This window comes from Sphingobium sp. SA916 (assembly GCF_002894065.1).
GTDB lineage: Bacteria > Pseudomonadota > Alphaproteobacteria > Sphingomonadales > Sphingomonadaceae > Sphingobium > Sphingobium fuliginis.
In genome coordinates, this window is sequence record NZ_LXYF01000026.1 from 60,963 (window position 1) to 86,908 (window position 25,946).

Annotated in this window: 17 protein-coding genes; 15 read left to right on the plus strand and 2 right to left on the minus strand. The window is 65.4% G+C overall.

All coding sequences use genetic code 11. The features are described 5' to 3' along the window. Positions 1-18: 18 nt before the first annotated feature. The 7 genes from A8G00_RS06295 to A8G00_RS06325 are packed head-to-tail and all read left to right on the plus strand — an operon-like array spanning position 19 to position 6,686. Entirely contained in the window at positions 19-1,230 is a 1,212-nt protein-coding gene (locus A8G00_RS06295) for a pilus assembly protein CpaE (RefSeq protein ID WP_253257930.1), read from the plus strand. Then, a complete protein-coding gene (locus A8G00_RS06300; RefSeq protein WP_044661955.1) occupies positions 1,230-2,585 on the plus strand; it encodes a CpaF family protein in 1,356 nt (451 codons plus the stop codon). The genes A8G00_RS06295 and A8G00_RS06300 overlap by 1 nt, the downstream gene beginning before the upstream one ends. Then, positions 2,585-3,586: a type II secretion system F family protein gene (locus tag A8G00_RS06305; protein ID WP_061938724.1), complete on the plus strand. Its 1,002-nt coding sequence runs from the start codon at positions 2,585-2,587 to the stop codon at positions 3,584-3,586. The genes A8G00_RS06300 and A8G00_RS06305 overlap by 1 nt, the downstream gene beginning before the upstream one ends. A gap of 4 nt (positions 3,587-3,590) precedes the next feature. Further along, entirely contained in the window at positions 3,591-4,559 is a 969-nt protein-coding gene (locus A8G00_RS06310) for a type II secretion system F family protein (protein ID WP_103000307.1), read from the plus strand. Positions 4,560-4,579: 20 nt separating this feature from the next. Beyond that, positions 4,580-5,356 (plus strand): tetratricopeptide repeat protein, encoded by a 777-nt coding sequence (locus A8G00_RS06315; RefSeq protein ID WP_103000308.1) that lies wholly within the window; start codon positions 4,580-4,582, stop codon positions 5,354-5,356. Next, complete coding sequence (locus tag A8G00_RS06320) at positions 5,353-6,165, plus strand: tetratricopeptide repeat protein (protein ID WP_103000309.1); 813 nt, start codon at positions 5,353-5,355, stop codon at positions 6,163-6,165. Before A8G00_RS06315 ends, A8G00_RS06320 begins: the two co-directional genes overlap by 4 nt. Then, positions 6,165-6,686, plus strand: coding sequence for a prepilin peptidase (locus tag A8G00_RS06325; protein WP_226870014.1), 522 nt, complete (start codon positions 6,165-6,167; stop codon positions 6,684-6,686). The genes A8G00_RS06320 and A8G00_RS06325 overlap by 1 nt, the downstream gene beginning before the upstream one ends. 306 nt (positions 6,687-6,992) lie before the next feature. Here the strand turns inward: A8G00_RS06325 and A8G00_RS06330 are convergent, their stop codons facing one another. Continuing rightward, positions 6,993-7,652, minus strand: a complete 660-nt coding sequence (locus A8G00_RS06330) for a response regulator transcription factor (RefSeq protein WP_044661959.1) — start codon at positions 7,650-7,652, stop codon at positions 6,993-6,995. Then, entirely contained in the window at positions 7,649-9,358 is a 1,710-nt protein-coding gene (locus tag A8G00_RS06335; protein ID WP_253257932.1) for a sensor histidine kinase, read from the minus strand. The genes A8G00_RS06330 and A8G00_RS06335 overlap by 4 nt, the downstream gene beginning before the upstream one ends. A gap of 186 nt (positions 9,359-9,544) precedes the next feature. Here A8G00_RS06335 and recO point away from each other — a divergent pair, with 186 nt between their 5' ends. From recO to A8G00_RS06375, 8 genes are all read left to right on the plus strand, one after another. Further along, a complete protein-coding gene (recO, locus tag A8G00_RS06340) occupies positions 9,545-10,279 on the plus strand; it encodes a DNA repair protein RecO (protein ID WP_103000326.1) in 735 nt (244 codons plus the stop codon). Between the two features lie 110 nt (positions 10,280-10,389). Continuing rightward, positions 10,390-11,436: a 3-isopropylmalate dehydrogenase gene (gene leuB / locus A8G00_RS06345; protein ID WP_103000311.1), complete on the plus strand. Its 1,047-nt coding sequence runs from the start codon at positions 10,390-10,392 to the stop codon at positions 11,434-11,436. 10 nt (positions 11,437-11,446) lie between these two features. Continuing rightward, positions 11,447-12,655, plus strand: a complete 1,209-nt coding sequence (gene metZ, locus A8G00_RS06350) for an O-succinylhomoserine sulfhydrylase (protein ID WP_044661963.1) — start codon at positions 11,447-11,449, stop codon at positions 12,653-12,655. A 33-nt stretch (positions 12,656-12,688) separates the two neighbouring features. Beyond that, positions 12,689-13,087, plus strand: a complete 399-nt coding sequence (apaG, locus tag A8G00_RS06355) for a Co2+/Mg2+ efflux protein ApaG (RefSeq protein WP_025546552.1) — start codon at positions 12,689-12,691, stop codon at positions 13,085-13,087. Further along, positions 13,084-13,875, plus strand: a complete 792-nt coding sequence (locus A8G00_RS06360) for a LysR family transcriptional regulator (protein ID WP_044661964.1) — start codon at positions 13,084-13,086, stop codon at positions 13,873-13,875. The genes apaG and A8G00_RS06360 overlap by 4 nt, the downstream gene beginning before the upstream one ends. A 143-nt stretch (positions 13,876-14,018) precedes the next feature. Then, complete coding sequence (locus A8G00_RS06365; protein WP_103000327.1) at positions 14,019-14,726, plus strand: tetratricopeptide repeat protein; 708 nt, start codon at positions 14,019-14,021, stop codon at positions 14,724-14,726. Between the two features lie 757 nt (positions 14,727-15,483). Then, positions 15,484-25,197 carry a VCBS domain-containing protein gene (locus A8G00_RS06370; RefSeq protein ID WP_103000312.1) on the plus strand — a complete coding sequence of 3,238 codons (9,714 nt, stop codon included), beginning with the start codon at positions 15,484-15,486 and terminating at the stop codon, positions 25,195-25,197. 40 nt (positions 25,198-25,237) lie between these two features. Then, positions 25,238-25,945: an OmpA family protein gene (locus tag A8G00_RS06375; protein WP_172451802.1), complete on the plus strand. Its 708-nt coding sequence runs from the start codon at positions 25,238-25,240 to the stop codon at positions 25,943-25,945. Position 25,946 lies beyond the last annotated feature (1 nt).

A 25,946-nucleotide genomic window follows, 5' to 3' on the forward strand; every position in this document is an offset into this window, starting at 1 on the left:
GACAAGATCGTGGGCATCGTGACGAACGCAACGGAACCCGTCGAGAGCTGGACCCTCAATATCGGGGATGAAGGCCTTCACCTCATCCTGTCGGAGCAGGAGGTGCAGGCATCCGACATATTGGGCGATCGCCTGACGGGCCAGTCGCTCACCCTGTCCATGCTGGGCGCGGGGGAGGCTGTGCCGGCGCAACTGGTGGCCGATGCCAAGGCGATCATCATCGAGGTTCAGCCAGACAATGAAGCCTCCATGGTGCGGCTCGCCGGCCTTCGCGCGGCTCATCCGAAGCTGATGCTGGTGGCGGCCGTGCGTGGCGCGCAGATCGCGGTTGTGCGCGCCCTGTTGCGCAGCGGGATCAACGACGTCATCGAACTGCCGCTGCGCGCCCATGATCTGGCGGCGATATTGGACGATCTGCGCAGCCGCATCGCAGCCAGCCGTCAGGACGACGTGAAGACCGGACAGCTCGTGTCCATCATCAAGAGCGTTGGCGGCGTCGGCGCGACGACCATAGCGACGCAGGCGGCCAGTCTTCACGCACGCTCGACAAAGCAGGGCAGCGGTGAGGTCTGCCTGTTCGACTTCGACATACAGTTCGGCAATGCCGGCACCTTCCTGGGGATTTCCTCGCCCCTGACACTGGCGGACCTTCTCAACGCGGGCAGCCGCGTCGACAATGAGCTGTTGCGGACCGTCACCGTGGAAACTTCGACCGGCCTCAGGGTCGTGACCGCGCCGGCGGACATCATGCCGATCGAGGCGGTAAACGCCGATCAGGTCTTCCGCATCGTCGAACTGGCGCAGCGCAGTTTCGATACGGTCTATCTGGACCTGCCGGGCAACTGGACCAACTGGTCGATGTCGCTGGTGGCGCGTTCGCAGGTCGTGTTTCTGGTGTGCGAACTCACCATCGCCAGCCTGCGGCAGGCGCGCCGTCAGATTTCGCTGCTCCGCGATCAGGACATCGATCCCGCGCGCATCCATGTCGTCGCCAACCGCGTGGAGAAGAAATTCTTCCGCGCCATCGGTCTGGAGGATGCGGCGGCGGCGCTGGATCATCCGGTGAAGCTCAGCATCGCCAACGATTTCCCGCTGGTCAGCTCGGCGCTGGACCAGGGCGTATTGATCCAGGAGCTGAAGGCGCGCAGCCGCATCTGCAAGGATATGCAGGACATCGTCGATTGCTGCATCCAGGCTGCTGAGGCCGAAGGTCAGGCGGAGAAAGGCTGATGTGGCAGATCCGAAAAGGCGAACGCGGCGACCCTAGGGACGAGGTGGGACCGGTAGAGACCGAGGCCGCCCATCTGGAGGAGGACCGGCATACCGAACTCAAGGTGGCGCTGCACCAGAAGCTGATCGACATCATCAATCTTTCCGCGCTGGAAACCATGTCGCGGGCGCAGGTGGAAGCCGAAGTGGGCGAGATCGTCCATGAGCAGCTCGCGCTGCAGAAGCATGCGCTCAATCTGGAAGAGCGTCGCCGGCTGGTGTCGGATATATTGGATGAGCTGCTGGGACTGGGACCGCTTGAGCCGCTGCTCAAGGACCATAGCATCACCGACATATTGGTGAACGGGCACAAGGTCGTCTTCGTGGAGCGCAATGGCCGGCTGGTCGAAACCGCGACCCGGTTCAAGGACGAGAAGCATCTTCTGCGCATCATCCAGAAAATCGTGGCGGCGGTGGGCCGGCGGATCGACGAATCCTCCCCCTTTGTCGACGCGCGCCTTGCGGATGGCTCCCGCGTCAATGCCGTGGTTCCGCCGCTGGCCATCGATGGATCGCTGCTTTCCATCCGCAAGTTCGCGAAGGTGCCGATCAGCATGGCGCGCCTCACCGAACTGGGCAGCGTGCCCGCGCCGATGGCGCAGGTCCTGTCCGCCGTGGTGGAGGCGCGGCGCAACGTGCTGATTTCCGGCGGCACCGGTTCGGGCAAGACGACCCTGCTCAACGCGATGTCAGCCGCCATCGATGAACATGAACGCATCGTCACCATCGAGGATTCGGCCGAACTGCAATTGCAGCAGCGCCATGTCGCGCGGCTGGAAACCCGCCCCGCCAATATCGAGGGCAAGGGAGAAGTCACGCAGCGCGACCTGGTGAAGAATGCGCTGCGCATGCGGCCCGACCGCATCATCGTGGGAGAGGTCCGCGCCGGTGAAGCCTTCGACATGCTTCAGGCCATGAACACCGGCCATGACGGATCGATGACGACCGTGCACGCCAACACGCCGCGCGATGCGCTGTCCCGGGTCGAGCAGATGATCGGCATGAGCGGCATCGACATCTCGCCGCGTTCCGCCCGCGCGCAGATCGCTTCGGCGCTGAATGTGATCGTGCAGGTGGGACGGCTGGCCGATGGCCGCCGCCGTCTGCTCAGCCTGTCGGAGATCACCGGCATGGAAGGGGAAGTCATCACCATGCAGGAAATCTTCCGCTTCAAGATGACGGGCCGCGACGAGAACAACATGGTGCGCGGCCATTTCGAGGCGACCGGCATCCGTCCCAAATTCATGGGCGAACTGGCCGACCGGGGCATCGCCCTGCCGGCCGAATTGTTCCGGCCCGATGCGGTGATCCACTGATGAACCCGCTTTACATCCGCGTCTTCGTCCTCGTCCTGCTGTTCGCGGCGGTGATCCTGACGATCGAGGGCATTGCAGGCTGGCTGCGCGCGCGTGCGACGACCGATCGCGTGGTGAACCGGCGGTTGAAGATGATCGCGGCCGGTTTCGAGCGCAGCACGGTACTCTCCAAGCTGCGGCGAAGCGACGAGGCGGTGAGCTTCGACCGCGCCTCCCTGTTCGGACGGGCGGGGCTGGGGGTGATGCGGGTGCTGCATGGCGCCGGGCTGACCTTTCCGGCGCGCACGGTGCTGATGCTGATGCTGATCGCCGCGGGCGTGCTGTTCCTGCTGGTGATGGTGGGCGGCATGGCGGCGGGTTACGCCCTGACGGCGGGGATGTTCGTGATGGCGCTGGCCTTTGCGGGCGCACTGGGCATCGCGCTGCCGATGATGGTGCTGACGCGGCTTGCCCAACGGCGGCGCAAGAAGATGGAGGAGCAGTTTCCGGTCGCGCTGGACACCTTCGTCCGTGGTCTGCGCGCCGGCCATCCGATTGCCGCTGCGCTGGACCTGCTGACCAAAGAGATGCGCGATCCGATCGGCAGCGAATTCGGCATCGTCGTCGATGAAGTCACCTATGGCGCCGACCTGCGCGATGCGTTGCAGCGCATGGCGGAGCGCTGGGACATGAACGAGATGCATATGTTCGTCATCTCCCTGTCGGTGCAGAGCGAGACGGGGGGCAATCTTGCGGAGATCCTGGAAAATCTGTCGACCGTGATCCGCGAGCGGGCGAGCCTGTTCATGAAGGTCCGGGCGCTCAGTTCCGAAGGACGCATGACGGCGGTGATGCTGACCGCCCTGCCGATCCTGGCCTTTGTCGGCCTGTTCCTGGTCAATCCTGCCTTCTATCTCGATGTCGCGCAGGACAGCATGTTCATCATCGGCTTTGTCGGCTTGATCGTCCTCTACCTGATCGGCTTCGTCACGATACGCCGCATGGTCGACCTGAAGGTGTGATGCGATGTTGAGTTCGGCACTGTTCATCCAGTTGCGGCCTTTCCTGTTGGGCTTGCTGTTCATCGCCATCGTTGCGCTGGTCTTCGGACTGTCGGAAGTCGTGATGCGCAACGCGCGGGTGCGCAGCCGGCTCGACCTGGTCGGGGAAGGCGGGGCGTCCCAGAATGACAGTCAGACGCTGCGCGGTGAACGCAACAGCAGCGAGTGGAAGAAGCTGGTCGACCGCATCGAGAAGATGGGGATCTCGCTGGTCGATACGAACAATGTGAACCTGCGCCGGCGCCTGATCGCGGCGGGTTACATGTCGCCCGAAGCGCCGAAGCTATTCACCCTTTTTCGCCTTGTGCTGACCTTTGCCCTGCCTGCGATATTCGTGATCACATCGCTCGGCAATCCGGAACCGCCCGCTCCGATCACCCTCTATATGATCGCATCGCTGCTGGCGGTCTCGGGGCTTTACATGCCCAACCTCTATATTTCGGCCAAGGCAGCGCGCAGGCGGGAAGAAATCGTCCACGGTTTTCCCGATGCGCTGGACCTGATGCTGGTCTGCGTCGAGGCGGGCCTGGGCCTGGAGGCGGCGATGGATCGGGTGGGCCGCGAACTGGCCCTGTCCCATCCGCTGGTATCGGCGGCGCTGGGCAAGGTGGTTCTGGAACTGCGCGCGGGGCGCAGCCGGCAGGATGCTTTGCGGCGCATGGCGGACGATGTCGACGTGGACGAAATTCGCTCCTTCGCGACGCTGCTGATCCAGTCCGATCAACTGGGTTCGAGCGTGGGTCAGACCTTGCGCGTCTATGCAGCGGAGATGCGGGAGAAGCGGCGTATGCGCGCCGAGGAGAAGGCGCATCGCCTGCCGGTCCTGCTGTCGGTGCCGCTGGTCGCCTGCATGCTGCCGGTGATGATCGGCGTGCTGATGCTGCCGGCGGTAGTGCGGGTGGTGCGCGACATCCTGCCGGTCATGACTCGTTAGGATAAGGGGGAGGGGGGACCATGAGCAAAGGGATAATGGCAGTCGCTCTCATCATGGCGACGACGGCGTGCAGCGGGCCGCAAAAGGGCGTCCTTTCGATAAGGCCCGTCAATCAGCAGCCTGCCGGACCGGCGCAGGATGCGCTGGCGCGGGGGGATCTGCTGTTTTCGCGGGGGGAATATGCGCTGGCGCTGGATGCCTTCCGCCGTGCAGTGCGCAACGATCCGACCGATGCGCATGGCCTGAACGGGGTGGCGATCAGCTATGCGGCCATGGGGCGGCATGATCTGGCGCGGGAATTTTTCGAACTGGCCCTGTCGCAGGCGCCGGAAGATGCCCGCATCGCGCGCAACTTCGCGCGGAGCCTGTCGGCGCAAGGCCTGAAAGGCGAGGCCGATGCGCTGCTTGCCCAGGCCGGCGCGGCGCAGGCGGGTGCGGCCGTCGTTGCTCGTCCGACGCTGGCTCAACTGGCTTCGGCTGCGCCGGCCGCGCGCCCGGCGCCGGTCGCGGGCGTCGAGTTGGAACGCCTTTCCTTGGGCGAGGTGCGGTTGCGGACGATGGAAGCAGCCGCACCGGCGGTACGCACCAACCCGCAGCTGACGACCCGGATCGTCACCGTGGCCGAAACGCAGGCCCGGCCCGAACTGACGGCCCCCATCATCGCCGTCGGCAGGCCGGATGCGGCGGCTTTGCCCAATCTGGCTGCACGCGAAGAAGCAAAGCCCGCTTATGACGGTCTGTTCGAGCACTTGTGGAAGAGCATGGTGCGGCCCGACCGGAAAGGCGCTCGGGGATGATCCGGGCGCTGCTGCTGGCGGTTGCGGCGCCATCCGCCGGGGCGGTACCGCCGCCGCTGGACTATGCCCGGCTGGTGGACGAGGCGATAGATGGCGGGCGGATCATCCAGGCGGATGCGATGTTGAGCCAATGGCGGGCTGGCGCGCAATCGGGCGACCTGCAAGCGATAGAGATTGCGGATGCGCGCATGGCGCTCGAAAAGCGGCGGGATGAGGAGGCGCTGGCGCGTTTCACCGCGCTGGAACGAAGTGGCCTCAACAACTGCCGCGTCGATGAGGGGAGGGGGATCGCCCTGCTGCGCCTCGGCCGGTCGCAGGAGGCGCTCGAGCCATTGCGCCGGGCTGTGACCGGTTGCGACGGTCGCTGGCGCTCGTGGAATGCGCTGGGCGTGGCCTATGACCAGGCGCAGTCCTGGGCGTTGAGCAATGCGGCTTATGAGCGGGCGTTCCAACTCACCGACAAGCCTTCCCAGGTCCTCAACAATTACGGACTGTCGCTGCTCAAGCAGGGCAAGGCGGAGAAGGCGGCGGTGATATTCGACAAGGCGCGCGAAAGCGCACCGGACGATGCGTGGGTGATCGCGAATGGCGACACGGCCTATGTGATGGCGGGACAGGACATCAGCCGCCGGCCTGCCGACACCGCCGATGAGTGGGCGCGCCGGCTCAATAATGCCGGGCAGGTGGCGATGCGGATGGGCGATCTGCCGAAGGCGCAGGCCTATCTCAGCCGTGCCGTGACCGAAGCCGACAGTTTCGTGCCCGAAGCCGCGGCTGCGCTCGACACCTTGAAGACCACGGGGAAGTGATGAAGGATCTGGTGCTGCTTGCCGTTTCGCTCGTCCTCATCGCGGCGGCGGTGGAGGATATGGCCCGGCTGCGCATATCCAATATCTTCCCCCTGTTGGTTGTCGGGCTTTATGCGGTCTGGGTCGCTGTGGCGGGGTGGGAAAATGACATCTGGCGGAACGGCACCGTTTTCCTGGGCATGTTCGCGGTGGGATGCGGCCTGTTCGCCATACGCGCGATGGGCGGTGGCGACGTCAAGCTGATGACGGCCTGTGCGCTGTGGTTCGACTGGGCGGGGGTGATTCCCTGGATCGTCTATGTCACCGTCGGGGGCGGTGTGCTGGCGCTGGTGCTGATGGCCGGCCGGCGGCTGGTGCCGCAGAGCGTGCGGGAAGGTTCGTCCGTTGCGCTGTTCGGCAAGAAAGGGCCGATTCCCTATGGCGTGGCGATTGCGCTGGGCACGATCATGGCGCTGTATATGGCTGGACCCAATCCCAGCGGCGTGGCGCGTCTGCCGGATTTCGTGCATGGGCTGAGTTAGCGCATCGTGGGTTGAATCGGATCGCGCATCGGGTACGGGTTGAGCCATTCGGCAAGCCCAGGCCGAGGGGTGTCGGGTGATCCGGATACAGGGCATGATGGCGTTTCCGGCTCGCCTTTCGGCTGGTTGGCGCCATTATGCGCCCGCGCAGGCACCCGAATTGATCGGGTGGCTCGTGCAATCTCAGTTCAACCGGTGCGATGACATGCTGGCGGCGGGATTGAATTCCAGCCAGTGCGGGAGCACGCGACGCCGCAAGGGAAAGCAGACGATCCGCTTTCCGCTATTTCGCCGCCAAACAGCCGCTCAATGCTCCATCCCTACGGCGGGCATTTCACTGTCCATCGACATCATCATGATGATCAGTTCCGAGCGCGACTTGATGTTGAGCTTCTGGAAGATGCTGTGCAGGTGCACCTTCACCGTGCCTTCGGTGAGGCCGCACCGGCTCGCTATTTCGCGGTTGCGCAGGCCGGCGCGGATCAGGCCGGCGATCTCCAGTTCCCGCTCCGTCAGCACCGCAAGCACATTGGCTTCGCTGGCGGGCGCGGAAATGCTGTGCACCAGCGCCTGTTCCATGACGAAGGGGGCGATGCTCTTGTTGCCGCTCATGACCTGCTGGATGCAGCTTAGCAGGTCGTTGGGATCGCTGTCCTTCAGCACCACTCCGTCGACGCCCAGCTTGATCGCTTCCAGCGTCTGTTCCGGGCGGATATGCACGGTCATGAAGATGACCGGCACGGTGCTGCCGCTGTTGCGGATGGCGGACAGGATCGCAAGGCCGCCGCCACTCTTCATGCTGACATCCAGGATCAGCAGGTCCGGTTCGCCGGCCTGCATCCGCTCCAGCGCTTCTTCGACCGAGCGGGCGCAGAACAATATGTCATGGCCGTGGGAGTTCAGGAACTGCGCCATGCCGTCCAGGAAGATCGGATGATCGTCGACTATCGCAATCTGGGTCATCATATCGGAGACCTTGGTAAGGAGGAGGGTAATCTGATCGAGATCAGTGAATTCATGCTCAGATTATGAAAATATGCCGTTCCGCCGATCTTGCCCAGCCGCTTCATGATTGATTGCGACTGGAGTTCGAAGTCGCCGGTATAGTTTTCGCGGGCGACCGCCTGCGGTCCGGGATTGTCCTTCAGCGCGATCAATATCTCGTCGTCGACCTGCGCGATCGACACGGTGATGTGGCGCGCATGGGCGTGCTTGACCGCATTGGCCGCGGCTTCGCGGATCAGATATTCGACCTCCGCCGCCGTTTCGGCCGACACGGTCATGGAGCGTTCGGCCAGGTTCAGGCGGCAATCGATCGCCCATTGCAGGGCGATGAAGCGGCAGCAGCGTTCGACTTCGCGGCCAAGGTCCACATCGGTTTCGGCCGACACCGGACTTTGCTGGCTGAGCAGCCGGCGCAGATGCGCCTGTTCCGCCGTCACCAGTTCCTCCATCGACCTGAGTTCCGCCAACTGGTCCGGAACGGCGGCATCCGACAGGCCGTGGATCGTGGTCGCCAGTCTGACGCGCAGCGCCGCCAATGTCTGCAGCACGCTGTCGTGCAGATCGCGGCTCAGCGCCTGACGCGCCTCTGCAAAGGTGCGCTGGCGCCAGGCGAGGAAGAAGAAGTGGCGTTCGAGGAAAAGGTCGATCCCCTCCTGTATGCGCAGGCAGCGCAGCAGAACGGCGGGCGACCAGCCATGGCTGGTCCCGATGAACAGCCGGCCGCGCAGTTCCCCCGCCTGGATATGGATACTCGCGCCCTGCCCGGGGCCGAACACGTCCGATATGCTGTCGATCAGGTCCGGCGCGCGCTCGTTCCGCAATATGCCGAGGCGGCTGCGCAGCAGCATCCGCGGCGACTGGGTGGAATAGAGGAAGGGCGCCTCCCGCGGCGTCACGTTGGACAGGCCGTCGATCTGCTTCTGCGGCAGGGCGAGGTGACGCACGCCGTCGGCATCGTACAGTTCGCAATGGACGGCGGTATCGTCCATCATCTCCCACACGAACGCGCAATAGCGGGAGTTCATCAATTGGGAGACCTGCTCCACCAGAAATTGCGCCAGCGACTTCTGGAAGGAAAGGCCGACGCCCTGTAGCCGTTCCGACCAGCTTATCAGCCGCCGCTCCAATATGTTCATGCTCAACATGGAGGCGGCGATGACGCAGCCGATGACGATGGTCAGGCTGTCGATCGCGCGGTCCACCGCCGGCACATGGCGGGCCGAGGCCCAGCTTTCATAATATCCCCGCGCGATGAAGGCGAAGATCAGGCAAATCCCCAGGATGAGGACCGCGCCGCGTCCGAACCGGTCGGATGCGGACCAGGCGACGAAGAACAGGCAGCCCAGCGCCGCGATCTGCAAGGGTTCGCACAGCACGATCACCGTCAGGAAGGCGATCAGGTCGAATATCAGGAAGATGGGCCGCAGCAGCAGGCCCAAAGGCGGCGTGAGCGAATTCTGCGCGATGCTGATCGCCGTCCACGTCCACACGGCTGCCTTCAACAGCAATGCCGTGCGGGCAAAATCCGGCTCGTTGCTGAACATCGCTTCGATCTGCCACGTCGCCGCAGCGGAAAAGGCGACGCGGGATATGGCGAAACCCAGCGTCGGTGAACGTCCCAGCCAAAGCACCAGGCGGTCCATCACGGAAGATGACGCCAAGGGCATATGATACATGGCGAAAGTTGTCCCCCGACAAGTCCCCGCCGATAATTGTGCGCATGACCTGATCGAAAAGCAACATATATCAAAAGGCAGAAGGGCCCTGTGCGGCGATTTTGCGCGATTTCGGGACAGTTGGGCTGCGAAAGGTCATGGATGGCGCCCCGGGCCGTTGGCCGATATGGAGTGGGCATGGCGACGCTGATCACCCCGGCCCTGGTCTGCGCGTTGCGGCCCCATGGCGAACATGGGGCGATCGCGCGTCTTCTGACGCCCGGCCATGGCCTGCTGGCCGGCTATGTGCGGGGGGGGCGTTCGCGGCAGTTGCGTCCCGTCCTGTTGCCAGGCAATGCCGTCAAGGCCGAATTCCGCGCCCGGACGGAGGAGCAACTGGCCGGGCTGACCGTCGAACTGGAGCACAGCCGCGCTCCCCTTCTGGCGGAGCCGTTGCCTGCGGCCGCGATCGATTGGGTCTGCGCGCTCACCGCCGTGGCCCTGCCGGAAGGGACGCCCTATCCCGCGCTCCATCAGGCGCTGGACGGCGTGCTGGGCGCCGTGGAGGCGGCGCCGGCTGCGCGGGGCTGGGCGGTGGCGCTCATCCGCTATGAGTTGCTGTTGCTGGCGGAATTGGGCTTTGGGCTGGACCTTACCCGTTGCGCTGCGACCGGCGGGAATGAGGATCTGGCCTATGTCAGCCCTCGCAGCGCGGCGGCGGTCAGCCGGGCGGGGGCCGTCGGCTATGAGGACCGGCTGTTGCCCTTGCCCGCTTTCCTGCTGGAGGGCGGGGCAGGGGACTGGCCCGCCTTATTGGACGGGCTGCGGCTGACGGGCTTCTTTCTCGAACGGTCCGTCCTTACCGACTGGCGCGTCGATGTCCTCGCGGCGCGGGAGCGCCTGGTGGACAGGCTGAAAAGAGCGGTTGCCTGAATTTTAGCGGTCGGTGTTCCTGCGCCGCGCCTCCTTCTCCCCTCGCCTAAATGCTTGCGCTGGCGGCGGCGGCTTCATAAGGGGCAGCCACGCGTTTGAAGGAGTTGCCCATGTTGATCGCCCTGTTCCCCGGAGACGGTATCGGTCCCGAGATCGTCGCGCAGGCGAAGCGCGTGCTGGACGCGCTGGCGATCCCCGGCATCACCTATGAGGAAGGGCTGGTCGGCGGCGCGGCCTACAAGGCGGTGGGCCATCCGCTGCCGCCCGAGACGCTGGAACTGGCCAAGCGCGCCGACGCGATCCTGTTCGGTGCGGTGGGCGATCCCGATTGCGACTCGCTGGAGCGCCATCTGCGCCCGGAACAGGCGATCCTCGGCCTGCGCAAGGAACTGGGCCTCTTCTCCAACCTGCGCCCGGCGAAGGTCTTCCCCGAACTGGCCGATGCCTCCGCGCTCAAGCTGGAGGTGGCGAGCGCCATCGACCTGCTGATCGTGCGCGAGACCAATGGCGACGTCTATTTCGGTGAAAAGGGCATGCGCAAGACGCCCGAGGGCCTGCGCGAAGGCTATGACATCATGTCCTATAATGAGGAGCAGGTGCGCAAGATCGCGCATCAGGGCTTCCAGGCGGCGCGCGCCCGCCGGGGCAAGCTCTGCTCGGTGGACAAGGCCAATGTGCTGGAGACGAGCCAGCTCTGGCGCGACGTGGTGATAGAGGTGTCGGCGGACTATCCCGACGTGGCGCTCAGCCACATGTATGTCGACAATGCCGCGATGCAGCTGGTGCGCAATCCCGGTCAGTTCGACGTCATCGTCACCGGCAACATGTTTGGGGACATCCTGTCCGATCAGGCGAGCATGTGCGTGGGTTCGATCGGCATGCTGGCTTCGGCCACGCTCAACGACAGCAACCAGGGCCTGTACGAGCCGATCCACGGCTCCGCGCCGGACATCGCCGGGCAGGGCAAGGCCAATCCGCTGGCAACGGTCCTGTCGGCGGGCATGATGCTGCGCTACTCGCTGAACCTGCCGGAACAGGCCGACCGCATCGAGGCCGCCGTGGCCAAGGCGCTGGCCGATGGCGCCCGCAGCTTCGATCTGGGCGGCACGATGAGCACGGTCGAAATGGGCGATGCCGTGCTCGCGGCTTTGATCTGAGGGTAAGAAAATGAAGCGCAAGAGCGGGCAGAATCCCGAAATCACCCGGAACTGGCGTCCGGCCACTCTGGCAGTACGTGGCGGCAGCGCCCGTACCGAATATGGCGAGACGTCCGAGGCGCTGTTCCTGACCAGCGGTTACAGCTACGACCGGGCGGAGGACGCCGCGGCGCGCTTCGCCGGGGAACAGGAGGGCATGACCTATTCGCGCCTCCAGAACCCGACGGTGGAGATGCTGGAACAGCGCATCGCCCTGCTGGAAGGCGCCGAAGCCTGCCGCGCCACCGCGACCGGCATGGCGGCGATGACGGCGGCGCTGCTGTGCCAGTTGTCGGCGGGCGACCATGTCGTCGCGGGCAAGGCGCTGTTCGGCTCCTGCCGCTGGCTGACCGATACGCTGCTGCCCAAATTCGGGATCGAGACGACCACTGTCGACGCGACCGACAATGCGGCGTGGGAAGCGGCGGTGCGGCCCAACACCAAGGTCTTCTTCTTCGAGACCCCGGCCAATCCGACCATGGACGTGGCGGACCTTGCCGCGATCTGCGGCATCGCGAAGGCGCACGGCATCACCAGCGTCGTCGACAATGCCTTCGCCACGCCCGCGCTCCAGCGGCCGATGGAGTTCGGCGCGGACGTGGTGGCCTATAGCGCGACCAAGATGATGGACGGGCAGGGCCGCGTCCTCGCGGGCGCGATCTGCGGCACGGAGGATTTCATCCTCAACACGCTGCTGCCCTTCCACCGCAACACCGGTCCGACGCTGGCAGCCTTCAACGCATGGGTCGTGCTGAAGGGTCTGGAGACGCTGGACCTGCGCATCCGCCGCCAGAGCGAGAATGCGCTGAAGGTTGCTGAATTCCTCGAAGGCCGGGTGGCGAAGGTGCTCTATCCGGGCCTCGAAAGCCATCCGCAGCATGCCCTGGCCATGAAGCAGATGGCGATGGCTGGCCCCATCTTCTCGCTCTATGTCGGCGGCGGCCGGGCGGAGGCGCACGGTCTGCTCAACGGCCTCGAACTGGTCGACATCAGCAACAATATCGGGGATTCGCGCTCGCTGATGACGCATCCGGCCTCCACCACCCATTATGGCATGGCGGAAGCGGCGCGGCTGGAGGTCGGCATTACCGAGGATATGCTGCGCCTCAATGTCGGGCTGGAAGACCCGGACGATGTGATCGAGGATCTGGATCGCGCCCTGAAGTCGATAGGGCGTTGACGGAAGAGGGGTGAAAGGCGCATTTCTTAAGCCGTGAACGCACTTTTCCCCTTCCATGCGACGACGCGCGACATCAACGTGCACGTCGCCGTCACCTTCCTGCCCGAACAGTCGGAGCCGGACCGGGGCCGCTGGTTCTGGGCCTATCATATCCGCATAGAGAATGACGGGGACCAGCCGGTGCAACTGCTGACCCGTCACTGGATCATAACCGATGGACGGGGCACGCAGCATCGGGTCGATGGAGACGGCGTCGTGGGGGAACAGCCAGTGGTGCAGCCGGGCAAGAGCTACGACTATGTGTCGGGTTGCCCGCTCAACACGCCGACGGGATCGATGAAGGGGCATTATCATATGATCGGCGCGAGCGGCGAGACGTTCGACATCGCCATCCCGCATTTCGCGCTGATCGCGCCGGCGGTGGCTGAATGAAGCGTACCCATTTGCCGCTCAACGGCCTGCGCGTGCTGGATGCGGCGGCCCGGCATCTGTCCTTCACCCGCGCGGCGGACGAGCTGGCGGTGACGCCTGCGGCCGTGGGCCAACAGATCCGCGCGCTGGAGGACCTGCTGGGCGTCGTCCTGTTCCGCCGCACGCCCAAGGGGCTGGAACTCACTCCCGAAACCGAGGCAGGCCTTGCGGCCCTTCGCGCCGGTTTCCTGGAGTTTGAGGAAGCGGTGCGCGCCATGCAGGCTGGCCAGTCCAGCAGTTCCCTCACCATCGCCGCGCCGCGCGACATCACCGCCAAATGGCTCCAGCCGCGCCTTGCGGGCTATGCCGCAAGCCAGCCGGACCTCAAATTCGCATTGGTCGCGGCGGACGAGACGCTGGACTTCACCGAAGCCAATCTCGACCTCGCCTTGCGACTGGCCGAGGGGCCGGGCGAGAATGAAGGCATCAAGCTGGGCGAAGCGGCCTTCGTCACCGTGGAAGCGACGGAAGGCGGCCCTGACCATCGCATCGAATGGCCCGGCTGCCCGAAGGGGGACGCGCCCGCGACGATCCGCGTGGCCGATGCGGGGCTGGCGATAGAGGCGGCGGCCCATGGCTTCGGCCATGCCTGCGTGCCGTTCCTGCTGGCGCAGGCGGATATTGACGCAGGACGCATCCGGCAGGTGGGCGACGCTGCGCCGTCCCCGCTCGCCTACTGGCTGATCGCGCCCTTGCCGCAATGGCGGCAGAAGAAGGTCAAGGCTTTGGTCGAGGCGCTGACGGGGTAAGTGCTCATCCGTCATGCCGAACTGGCTTCGGCGTAGATTTCTTCTCGCGCCTTAGGCGGGCGGGCTCCACGTCGCGCTTGCACTTTCTTAATCCTGTCGCGCATAGCCTGATATAGGGAAGGCTTAGCGCGGGGAGGATGGCCATGACCGGCGGCAACAGGGGCTGGATATTGCGGGGCGCCTTGCTGCTCTGCCTCGCGCCGCCGTTGCATGCGCAGGCCCCCTATGTCCCCGATGTTACCGAGGCGCGCGAAAAGGAGTGGCGCAAGCTGGTGGCCGCATCCCAGGCGGCCTATGCGTCCGGCAATCCGGCCGACGGCGTCGATCCCGCGCGCAGGGGGCTGACGCTCGCCGATGAGTTGTTCGGCGCGGACGATCCGCGCACGCTTATCTCCGCCAACGATCTCGCGCTGCAACTGGAGTCGACCGGTCGCTATCGCGAGGCGGAAGGCCTCTACCGGCGCGTGTTCGACAGCTATTTGCGAACGCGGGGAGAGGACGATCCCAATACCCAGCTTGCCGTGGAAAATCTCGTCGATTTCTACATCGCGCGCAAACGCTATGATGCGGCGGAGCCATTGGCCGATTATGCGATGGCCAGCTTTCGGCGGACGACCGGATCGGGCAGCGCGCGCAGCCGGCGGATGGAACAGATACTGGCCGCCATGCCCAGACCTGCGCCGCCCATCGCCGCCGCCGCGCCCACGCAACCGTCCGGGATCGTCGCGAACGGTGCGATGAACGGCACGGACGGACCAGTAACCTCAATGTCTCCGGCGGCCACGCATGAAAATGATGTGGAAAAAGCTCCGTCCGAGGGGTCGGAGGCAACAAGAGAATCCAGTCCTTGAGGACGGATGTCCTTGTCTTTCTTCATCGTGTCTTGAGAAATTATCCTTGGATATAAGTCATCGGGTTAATTGTTAAAACCGCCATAGCCGCTATTCCTGATTCCTGTCGGAGGGGGGTTGATTTTCCATAGCTTATCGCCAGTCACAGGCCGACTGGACGAAGCCGGGGAAAGGAACGCACGGCTCCGCACGATAAGTCTATGGGTCGCATTTTGGACGGGCGGCCGGCTGCACAAGCCGGTCGCCCGTTTTCATTCCTTCCTTGCAACTTCCAATCCGATTGGGGCGGTCGGGAAGCCCTGTCGCGGCAGCCATTGAACGAATGGAGCAAGATCGACTCGCCCGAGTCGCATATGTCGTAAGCCTTGTTTGTTAACCAAATCCAAGTTCAGCATAGGCTGAAGGATATAAGTATGAAATTCCGCCTATATCGTTCGTAATAGAGCATAAGTTATTTTTTCCGCCGTATCGCGTTTAAATGGTTAACAAAACTGGAATCTTCGTGACTCATTTTGCAGGCGGAGAATAAGATCGGCCATCGGGTCAGTAAAAATACAGATGCAGAAGGTTAATCCGGGGCGGCGGTCGACTTGGCAAAAGGGTCCTGCCGGCGGGAGAACGTTGACTAGGGGCAATAGCTGATCCGCTGATTGCCGCAATGTCGGGAAAAGATGTCAGCTCCGTATGCACTGTGCATTCTGGGCCAGGCCTCTTGCGCGCTCCTTCCATGCCCCCATGGCGACAGGTGGGATGGACAATGGATTTCGAGCGCGATTGGGATAGCAAAGACGCCGCTGACCATCAGCAGGCCCTTCATCCGGAAGCGGCTGCTCTGGCCGCAAGGGGCAAGGCGGTCCATCCCGGCAAGATGCATCGGGCGGAGGTTGTCCGCACGGTCGAACCCAATCCCGACGGCACCGTGGTCCTGCCAGCCGGCACCGACATCAATGGGATCGAGGTTTCCGGACGCAATCTGATCGTCCACCTGCCGGACGGCACCGATTTGGTGATCCTGGACGGCGCGGTGGTCATGCCGCGCCTGGTCGTGGGCGATGTCGAAATTCCCTCGGTCAACCTGGCGGCCTTGCTGATCGGGGAGGAGCCGCAGCCTGCAGCCGGTCCGCCGCGCAGCTCCGGCGGCAATTTCACCGGTCCCGACGGCGATGTGGGCGATCCGCATGGCCTGGGCGACCTGCTGCCGCCGACGGAATTGCTGTTTACCCAGCCCGAGGAGCGCGAGATCCTGCCCATCGCGCCCAATGAGGAGCCGGAAGTCACCATCATCACCCCCGATCAACCCGCTGGCGCGACTGCCGCGACCGCGGGTGTGAGCGAGGCTGGGCTTCCCGCGCGCGGCAACGAGCCGGCCGGTTCGGCCGCGGCAGGGGATGGCGAGCGCACCACGGGCACCATCGCGATCACCGCCAGCGACGGCCTGGCGGGCGTCACCATCAACGGCGTCGCGATCACGGCGGTCGGGCAGACGGTCACGACGCCGCTCGGCGTGCTGACGATCACTTCCATCGCGGACGGTGCGATCGGCTACAGCTATGTGCTGGGCGACAATGTGGTCGGCACGCCGCCCGCCGAAGTCTTCACCGTAGTCGTAACCGACAGCGACGGCGACCAGGCGAGCGCCACGCTCACCATCTCGATCGCGGACGATGCGCCGACCGCCGTCAACGATGCCGACAGCGTGACCGAAGACGGCCCGCTGGTCGCGGACGGCAATGTCCTGACCGGCAGCGGCGGCAGCGACGCGAACGCCACCGATGGCGTTGCCGACATCCAGGGCGCGGATGGGGCGGTCGTGTCGACCACCGGCACCTTCCAGGGCACATATGGCACGCTGACGCTGAATGCGTCGGGCGCTTATAGCTATACGCTGGCCAACGGCAATGCGGCGGTGCAGTTCCTGGTCCCCGGCCAGACGCTGACCGACAGCTTCAGCTACACGATCACCGACGCCGATGGCGACACCTCCACGGCGACGCTGACCATCACCATCAACGGCGCGGATGACGGCATCACCATCACCGGCCTCAATGGCGCGCCGGGGATAGAGGGCGCGGAAGTCGTCCTGCTGGAAAACGACCTGGCGGACGGCAGCTCGCCCGATGCGGCGGGCCTCACCAAGACCGGCTCTTTCGGCGTCAGCGGCGCTGACGGCCTGTCGGGCGTCACGGTCGGCGGCGCGTCGGTGCTGGCCAATGGCGCCTTCGTCGCCGGGCAGGCGGTGACGACGCCGGTCGGCACGCTGACCATCACAGGCTTCACCGCGACCGCCACGCAGGGCGGCGTGCCGACGGCCGGAACCTTCACCTACAGCTTCGTGCTGACCGACAACAGCCTGGGCCATGGCGCGGCGGGCGCGGACAGCATCCTGCAGAGCTTCGCCGTCGTCGCCACCGACCGCAACGGGTCGACCGCCAATGCGACGGTCGACGTGCAGATCGTCGACGACGTGCCGACCGCCCACAATGATGTCGATGGCGTCGCCGCCGGCACCTATGGTCCGGAAACCGGCAATGTCATCACCGGGGCGGGCACCGTCTCCGGCGCGGCGGGCGCCGACGTCAAGGGCGCGGACGGCGCCGTCGTGACGACCACCGGCACGTTCGAGGGCACTTACGGCACGCTGACGCTGAACGCCGACGGCAGCTACAGCTATGTCCGCGCGGCTGGCACGCCGGGCGGGGTGAGCGACAGCTTCAGCTACACGCTGCGCGACGGCGACGGCGACACCTCCACCGCGACGTTGCGGATCGACATCGCCAACAGTGACGTCATGATCATTTCGATCCCCAAGGTGGGCGACGGCACGATCGTCGACGAATCCGGCCTAACGAATCCGATGGGTTCCAATGCGGGCAGCGGCGTCGACACGACGGACGGCACGATCACCTATACCGCGCCGGACGGCCCGGCGAGCGTCACCATCAACAATATTCCGATCACCGGCGTCGGGCAGGAAATCGTCACCGACAAGGGCATATTGACGATCACCGGCCTCAGCGAAGGCGCCATCGACTATAGCTATACGCTGACCACCAACACGGCTGGCGACGATGTGACCGACAGCTTCGTCGTCACCGTCACCGATGTGGACGGTGACCAGGCGACCGACACGCTGACCATCACCATCATCGATGATGTGCCGACCGCCGTAAACGATGCGGACTCGGTGCGCGAGGATGGCCCGCTGGTGGCCGATGGCAACGTCATCGCCGGTTCGGGCGGCGCGGACGCCAACGCGACCGACGGCAATGCCGATGTGCAGGGCGCCGACGGCGCGCATGTCAGCGCCATCGTCTTTGGCGAGACCGCCGGAACCGTCGGCGCGCCGCTGGCCGGGCTGTACGGATCGCTCCTGATCCAGTCGGACGGCAGCTATGCCTATACGCTGAACAATGAAAATGGCGTGGTCCAGGGCCTGGACAAGAACCAGACGCTGACGGAGACCTTCACCTACACGCTGACCGACGGGGACGGCGATAACAGCAGCGCGACCATCACCATCACCATCCAGGGCAGCGACGATGGCGTGACCATCAGCGGCCTGGACGGCGAGGGCGCGGAAGAAACCGTCTTCGAAAACGACCTGCCGGGTGGCAGTTCCGAAAATGCGGCGGCGCTGACCCAGACGGGCAGCTTCACCCTGTCCGCGCTTGACGGCGTGGCGGCCATCACGGTCAGCGGCCAGCCGATCTTCGGCGCGAACGGCTTCATCAGCGGCGTCACCCTGTCCAACGCTTATGGCACGCTCAGCATCACCGGCTTCACGCCGACCGTGGGCGCGGACGGCGATGTGATCGGCGGAACCGTCAGCTACAGCTATGTCCTTACTGACAATACGCTGCTGCACAGCGGCGTCAATGACGGCAGCCTGACGGACAGCTTCGCGGTCGTCGTCACCGACACCGACGGGTCGACCGACAGCGCCAGCCTGGACATCCGCGTGGTCGACGATGTGCCGACTGCGGTGAACGATGTCGCGGGCCAGCTCACCGAAAATGCGGCGGTCACGATCGACGTCTTCGCCAATGACGTGGCGGGGGCCGACGGCGTCAACCTCGCCAGCGGCGTGGCGCTGGAGACCGGCGCGGCCAAGGGCACGGTGGTCTATCAGGGCAATGGCGTCTTCCTCTACACCCCCAATGCGGGCGCGGAGGGCAGCGACAGCTTCACCTACACCATCACCGACGGCGACGGCGACAAGTCGACCGCCACGGTGACGATCAACCTGCTCCAGGATTCGACGCCGACCGTCAGCGTGACCGACATGACCGTGTCCGAAGCGGGCCTGCCCGGCGGCACGCAGGAGGCGGGGAACAGCGAGACGGCGACCGGCGCCATGACCATCGCGACCGGCGGCGACACGCTGACCAGGGTCGAGGTGCAGGACAAGAACGGCGCCTGGGTCGACGTGACCGCGGCGACGGCGGGAACGCCGGTGGTGGTCGCGGGCGCGGCGGGTGCGCTGACCGTGACCTCCGACGGAGCGGGGCATTACAGCTACAGCTATACGCTGGCGGTCAACGACCCGGCCCATCCGGACAATGTCACCAGCGACGGCGACGGCATCAGCGGCGCGGCCGACCCCAAGGCGGGCGACGCCTTCGCAGTGCGCGTGACCGACAGCGACGGCGATGTCTCGCCGGTCGACACGATCAATGTGACCGTGCTGGACGATGCGCCGGTCGCCACGGCCGACAGCGGTTCGGTGAGCGAGGGAGACTCGCTGATCGTCGCCACGGCCGACGGCGTGCTGCACAATGACCAGCCGGGCGCGGACGGCTATGCGGCGGGCGTGGTCGGCGTTGCCAAGGGCAGCGATCCGTCCAGCCCGGTCAGCGGCCATGTCGGCACAGCGGTGGCAGGCGATTACGGCACGCTGACGCTCTTCGCGGACGGCAGCTACCGCTATGACGCGACTCCCAACGCCATCTCCGCCGACAAGCAGGATGTGTTCGTCTACACCATCCGCGACGGGGACGGCGACCTGGCGACGACGACGCTGACCATCAACGTCGCCAATGTCGCGCTGGCGGCGGACAACCAGACGAAGACGGTCTTCGAGGCGGCGCTGGACACCGGCATCACCGGCGACGACATCGCGGCGGGCAGCGTCACCGGCAGCACGCCGGGCGAGCCCACCGAAACCGCGACCGGCCAGCTCAACGTCGTGGGCGCGGTCAGCTACACGCTGACCAGCTCCGCGACCGGCAGCCATGGCCAGATCCTGCTCAACAGCGACGGCAGCTATACCTATACGCTGACCTCGCCGGTCGACGGGCCGACCGCCAATGACGGGCCGCAGACCTTTGGGGGTGCAGAGGTCTTCACTTATCAGGCGGTCGACGGCTCCGGCAATATAGCCAACGGCACCATCACCATCGACGTGGTGGACGATGTTCCGACGGCGGCCGATGACACCGCCCGCACCGTGGCGGAGGACGGCGCCGACATCGGCGGCAATGTCCTGACCAACGATACGCTGGGCGCTGACGGCGCCACCCTGACCTCGGTCACGATCGGCGGCGTCACGACGGCGATCAACGCCGTGGGCACGACCAACGTCAGCACGGCCTTCGGCGCCTACACCTTCACGGCGGCGGGGGCGTGGACCTTCAACCCGTCGACCAACCTCAACAATGCGAGCGGGGTCAGTGCGGGCTTCTCCTATGTCATCACCGACGGCGACGGAGACCAGTCGACCGCCGTGCAGCCGATCACCGTCACGGACGGCGCAATCCCCACCGCAAGCGGCCCGATCACCCTGGCGCTGGACGATCAGAATCTGGCGGGCGGCACCAGCGCCGGCAATCCGGACTCGGCCAGCGGCACCATCACCTTCACGCCCGGTTCGGACGCCATCACCTCGATCGTCTTCGGCGGCACCGGCGGCCTGACTGGCGACCTGACCTGGCTGCGGGTATCCGACACGCAGATCACCGGTTCGGACGAGCGCGGCGTGGTCGTCACGCTGGACCTGTCGGTCACCGGCAATGTCGCGACCGTGACCGCCACGCTGAACGACAATTACGACACCCATCCGGGCGTCAATGTGGACGATCTGGTCGCGCTCGGCTCGGTGCAGGTGATCGCGCAGGACACCGACGGCGACACCGCCACCGGCACCGTTTCGGTCAGCGTGTCCGACGACCTGCCGGTTGTCAGCGCCAATCCGGTGGTGCAACTGGACGACGACGCGCTGTCGGGCGGCAATCCGAACGGCACGGGCGACGACGCGAACAGCCTCAACGCCACAGGCACGCTCGGCCATGACTATCGCGCCGACGGTCCGGGCGGCATCACCCTGCTCGGCACCGGGGCCCCCGCTGGCTTCACCTATGAAAGCAACGGCACCGTGCTACTGGTGAAGCAGAATGGCACGACCGTCCTAACGGTGACGCTGACCGATCCGGTCGCGGGCACCTATTCGGTGGTCCAGAACGCCGCCATCGTCCATCCGGCGGGCGGCGATGAGAATAACGTCAGCTTCGACATCGGCTATCGCGTCACCGACGCCGACAATGACACGGCCACCGGCACGCTGACCATCAATGTCGACGACGACACGCCGGTCGCGGCCAACGACACCGACATCGTCAAGGAAGACGTCACGCTGACCGCCAGCGGCAATGTGCTGACCGGCGCGGGCAGCGACGGCAATCCGGCGGGCGCGGACTCGCTGGGCGCGGACGGTCCTGCGGCGGGCGGCGCGGTGACGGCGGTCACTGGCGGTACGGTTGGCGGCAACGCGACGGGCAACTATGGCACGCTCGTCCTCAACGCTTCGGGCGGCTACACCTATACGCTGAACAACGGTCTGGCGGCGGTCCAGCATCTGGACGACGGCCAGACGCTGACCGACAGCTTCACCTACACCATCACGGATGGCGACGGCGATAGCACCACCGCGACCCTGACCATCACCATCCAGGGCACCAATGACGCGCCGCAGGTCGGCAGCGGCATCGCGGTCGTTTCGGAAGAGGGGCTGACCGGCGCCAATGCCGACACCGCGCCCGGCCTGCCGAACGACACCACCAATGCGACGGTCGCCACCGGCACGATCACCGCGAGCGACGTCGACGGCGACAGCATCAGCATGACGCTGGGCAATCCGGGCGCGGTGCTGACCGCCGACGGCCTGCCCGTCACCTGGAGCGGCGTCGGCACGCAGACGCTGACCGGTTCGGTCGGCGCGGTGCCGGTGATCACGATCACTATCACCAACGGCGGCGCCTATACGGTGACGCTGCTGCAATCGGTCGATCACAGCGGCATCAATGTCGAGGATGTGAAGAACTTCCTGGTCCCCGTGAACGTCAGCGACGGCACCGCCACGGTCGCCACCAGCATCGCCGTCACGATCGAGGATGACAGCCCGATCGCCGTCGACGATAATGTGACGACCATCGAAAAGGCAGCTGCCTCCACCGGCAATGTCCTCACCAACGACCATGTCGGTGCGGACACGCCCGGCGCCGTCATATCGGTCGGCGGCAACGCCATCGCCCTGGGCGGCAGCCAGACGATCGTCGGCGCCTATGGCACGTTGCAGCTATTCTCCGACGGCAGCTATACCTACACGCCCAAGGCGTCGGTGCCTTCGGGATCGTTCGACAGCTTCACTTATGTCATGCGCGACGCCGACAATGACACGGCCAGCGCGACGCTGAAGTTCACCTTCCAGGGCGACGCGAACAAGCCGACGGCGGACAACACCGCCGCCAAGCTGGATGACGACGGCCTGACCGGCGGCAACGCGGCCAGCACGACCGGCGACGTCGACGCCAATGTGGGCGACACCGGCGCGGCTGGGCCCAGCGAGGCCAGCTTCAGCGGCACCTTGCCCTTCACCTTCGGCGCCGACGGCGGCGGCAGCGTGAGCTTCGCCAATCTGAACGGCACGACCGGCACGGTTGGTACGGACACCGTATCCTATAGCTGGAACGGCACGACCAACACGCTGACCGCGACCATCACGACGGTCGGCGGCCGTGGCACGCCGCTGTTCCAGGTCGTCGTCAATCCGACGACCGGCGCCTATACGGTGACGTTGCTCGACAATGTGCTGCACGCGGCCGGCGGGAATGAGAATGACGCCTCGGTCAGCCTCAATTTCCTCGTCACCGACAGCGACTATAACGCGACGACCAACCCGACCTCCTCGGCCATCGGGCAGCTCAACATCTCGTTCAACGACGATATGCCCAGCGCCTTCACGCCGGCGGCTGGATCGGTGGCGAACAATGACAGTCCCGCCACGGCCTTCAACCTCAACTTCGCCAGCGTGGCGGGCGCCGATGGCGTCGGTAATGCGCTGTTCACCATCACCGACGGCGCGCTCGCCAAGGATACCAGCGGCGCCACGCTGCGGCTGGCCGGCGAAGACCTGTTCATCTTCGGCAACGGCACGAATGTGCTGACGGCGAAGACGGCGGACGGAGACATCGGCTACACCATCACGCTCCAGCCGGGGACGGACAAATATGTGTTCGACCTTCACGGCACGATCACCAACGGCAGCGAGATTTCGATCAGCAGCTTCAGCGCGGCGAAGGCGGGCAACACCGACTATCGCGGCCTGGGCGTCGATACCACCGATGCCATCGACGTGCTGTTTTCCGGCCGCAGCGCTTCGGGCGCCCGGGGATCGGTCAACACCGACAGCGACTCCATCGGCGTCGACAACCAGTCGGTCAATCCCGACGAGGCGGTACGCATCGATCTCATCAAGACGCTGGTCGGCAATCCCGCCACCACCACCGGCTTCTCCTATGCCGATCACCAGAGCGTGATCAGCTTCGAGCAGAATATCGCTCAGGTCGGCGGCAATCCCAACAGCACCGTGTCGATCAAGGTCACGGCCATCGATGCCGACAACGACCAGGATCTGGGCTTCTCTTCCGTGACGCCGGAAGCGGGCGAAAGCTTCGTCCCGATCGCCAAGGTAATCGTCACGGATGTGAGCACCGGGAATATCTACAGCTTCACCGGCTCGGGGACGCAGGGCAGCATCGGTGTGACCTTCGCTTCCGGCAGCGTCACCATCACCGGCCTGCAGGTGAACGACAAATATGAGATTGTCGGCACCAAGGGCTTCGATGCGGTGCTGGTGGAATCGCCGCACGTCAACAATCCGTTCGACCTCGGCGTCTTCTCGGTTGAGACGCTGAATAGCGGCACGCCAATCAACATCAACCATGCCATCGTCGCCTCGGATGCAGACGGTGACAGCGTCAACAGTTCGGTCAGCGTCACGCTGAACCCGGTTGCCGTTCCCCCGGTCGCCATCGACCTGGATGGCGACGGGCTGGAATTTGTCGGTCTGTCGGCGGGCGTCACCCACGACTATGGCCATGGCGCGGTTGCGACCGCCTGGGTTTCCTCCGACGACGGGCTGCTCGCCCATGCGACGGGCGGCGGTTACGACATCGTCTTTGCCGACGATGCGCCCGGCGCCGCGAGCGATCTGGAGGGCCTGCGCCTTGCCTATGACAGCAACGGCGACGGCGTATTCGATGCCAAGGACGCGGCCTTCGCTGATTTCGGCGTCTGGCAGGATGCGAACGGCAACGGCGTGGTCGACGCGGGCGAGTTCAAGTCGCTCACCGCTATGGGCATCGCCGCGATCAATCTGACCGCGGATGGCAAGGGCTATACCGCCGCCAATGGCGACGTCACCGTGCTGGGCGAGGCGAGCTTCGTCCGCACCGACGGCACCAAGGGGACGGTCGGGGACGTCATGTTCGCGACCGGCGCCAAGGCAAGCGACACGAGCAAGACGGATAGCACGGCCAGCGGCTTCAACCAGGCGCTGGTAGCCGCCAGCCTGGTCGCGGCGGCGGGTGCGGCCGAGCATGTGACCGAGCAGCAGCCTGCACCCGCTCCGGCGGAAACCGCTCCGCCCGTTACGGAGACCGCACCGGCTGCTACGACCACGACCGAACCGGCGCCTTCGCAGGAGAGCCAACCGACTTCGCTCGCCACGACGGACGATCAGGCGACGCATGAGCAGCCCACTACGTCCACCGGCCATGCCAGCGAGGAGGCTGCGCCGGAGCATGCCACCCTGTCCGGCGGCGGCGAAGCGCATGCGGCGACAGCCGATACGGCCCAGGCTCCGCAGCCCGACCTCAGCGGTCATCAGGGCCTGTTGGCCCAGTCCATCGACCTGCCGCCTGCCTTCGACGGCAACGCGGCGGCGGTTCTGGCCGCACAGCAGGCCGCTCCGGCGGCCAATGCGGCCGAAGTCGTGAAGGAAGCGCTGGGCACCCATGACGCGCCGCAGATCGACGCGCTGCTGGCTGCCCTGCCGGGTGGCGAGCATCCGGGGGCGCCGGCCTTGCTGAGCCCGGCTGCCGTCGAAGTGGCGGACGCAGGGCACATGGCCGCGGCCACCGCCATCTTCGAAGCGGCGATGGTCGCGCATGAAGCGATGGCGGTCGCCCATGGCTGACAATTCGATTTTCTCGCGGGGAATTTTGGGGAGAGTGAATATGCGAAATGCAGTTGGAAGGGCGGCGGCTGTCGGGCTGGTAACCGCCATGCTGACGACGACTGCGGCCTGGGCGGCGCCTGCTTCGCCCTTGCTGCAACTGGGCAAGTCCGAACTGAGGGATGCGCTCACCAGCCGTTACGACACGGCGGTCAAGGCCGTGGGCGACGCCAGCGTGCGCGCGGCCCAGGACAGCCGCTGGACCTACGCGGTCGAGGCGAAGAACCAGTGCGGCATCGCCATCGGTTTCATCAAATCCGGCACGAAGGATGCGGAGAGCATCAACAAGTGCGACGACTTTGTGGCACGCCTCTCGGCGCCGCCACCGCCGCCGGTGTCGGCAGCTTCAGCCCCACCCGCGCTGGACTGTACGGCACCGGCGGTGTCCATCTTCTTCGACTGGAACATGGACGCGCCGCTTCCCGAAGGCGTCAATACCATCTCCACGCTGACGCAGACGGCGGCGCAGTGCGGGTGGAAGCGCTTCGGCGTCACCGGCTACACCGACACGTCGGGCACGACCCGCTATAATGACGGCCTGTCGCTGCGCCGCGCGCAGAATGTCGCCAGCCTGCTGAGCCAGGGCGGCATCGCGACAGACGCCATGACCGTCAATGGCCTGGGCGAGACCCAGCTCAAGATCGAAACCGCCGATGGTGTGCGCGAACCGATGAACCGTCGGGTCGAAATCACCGCCAGTGCGAATTAAG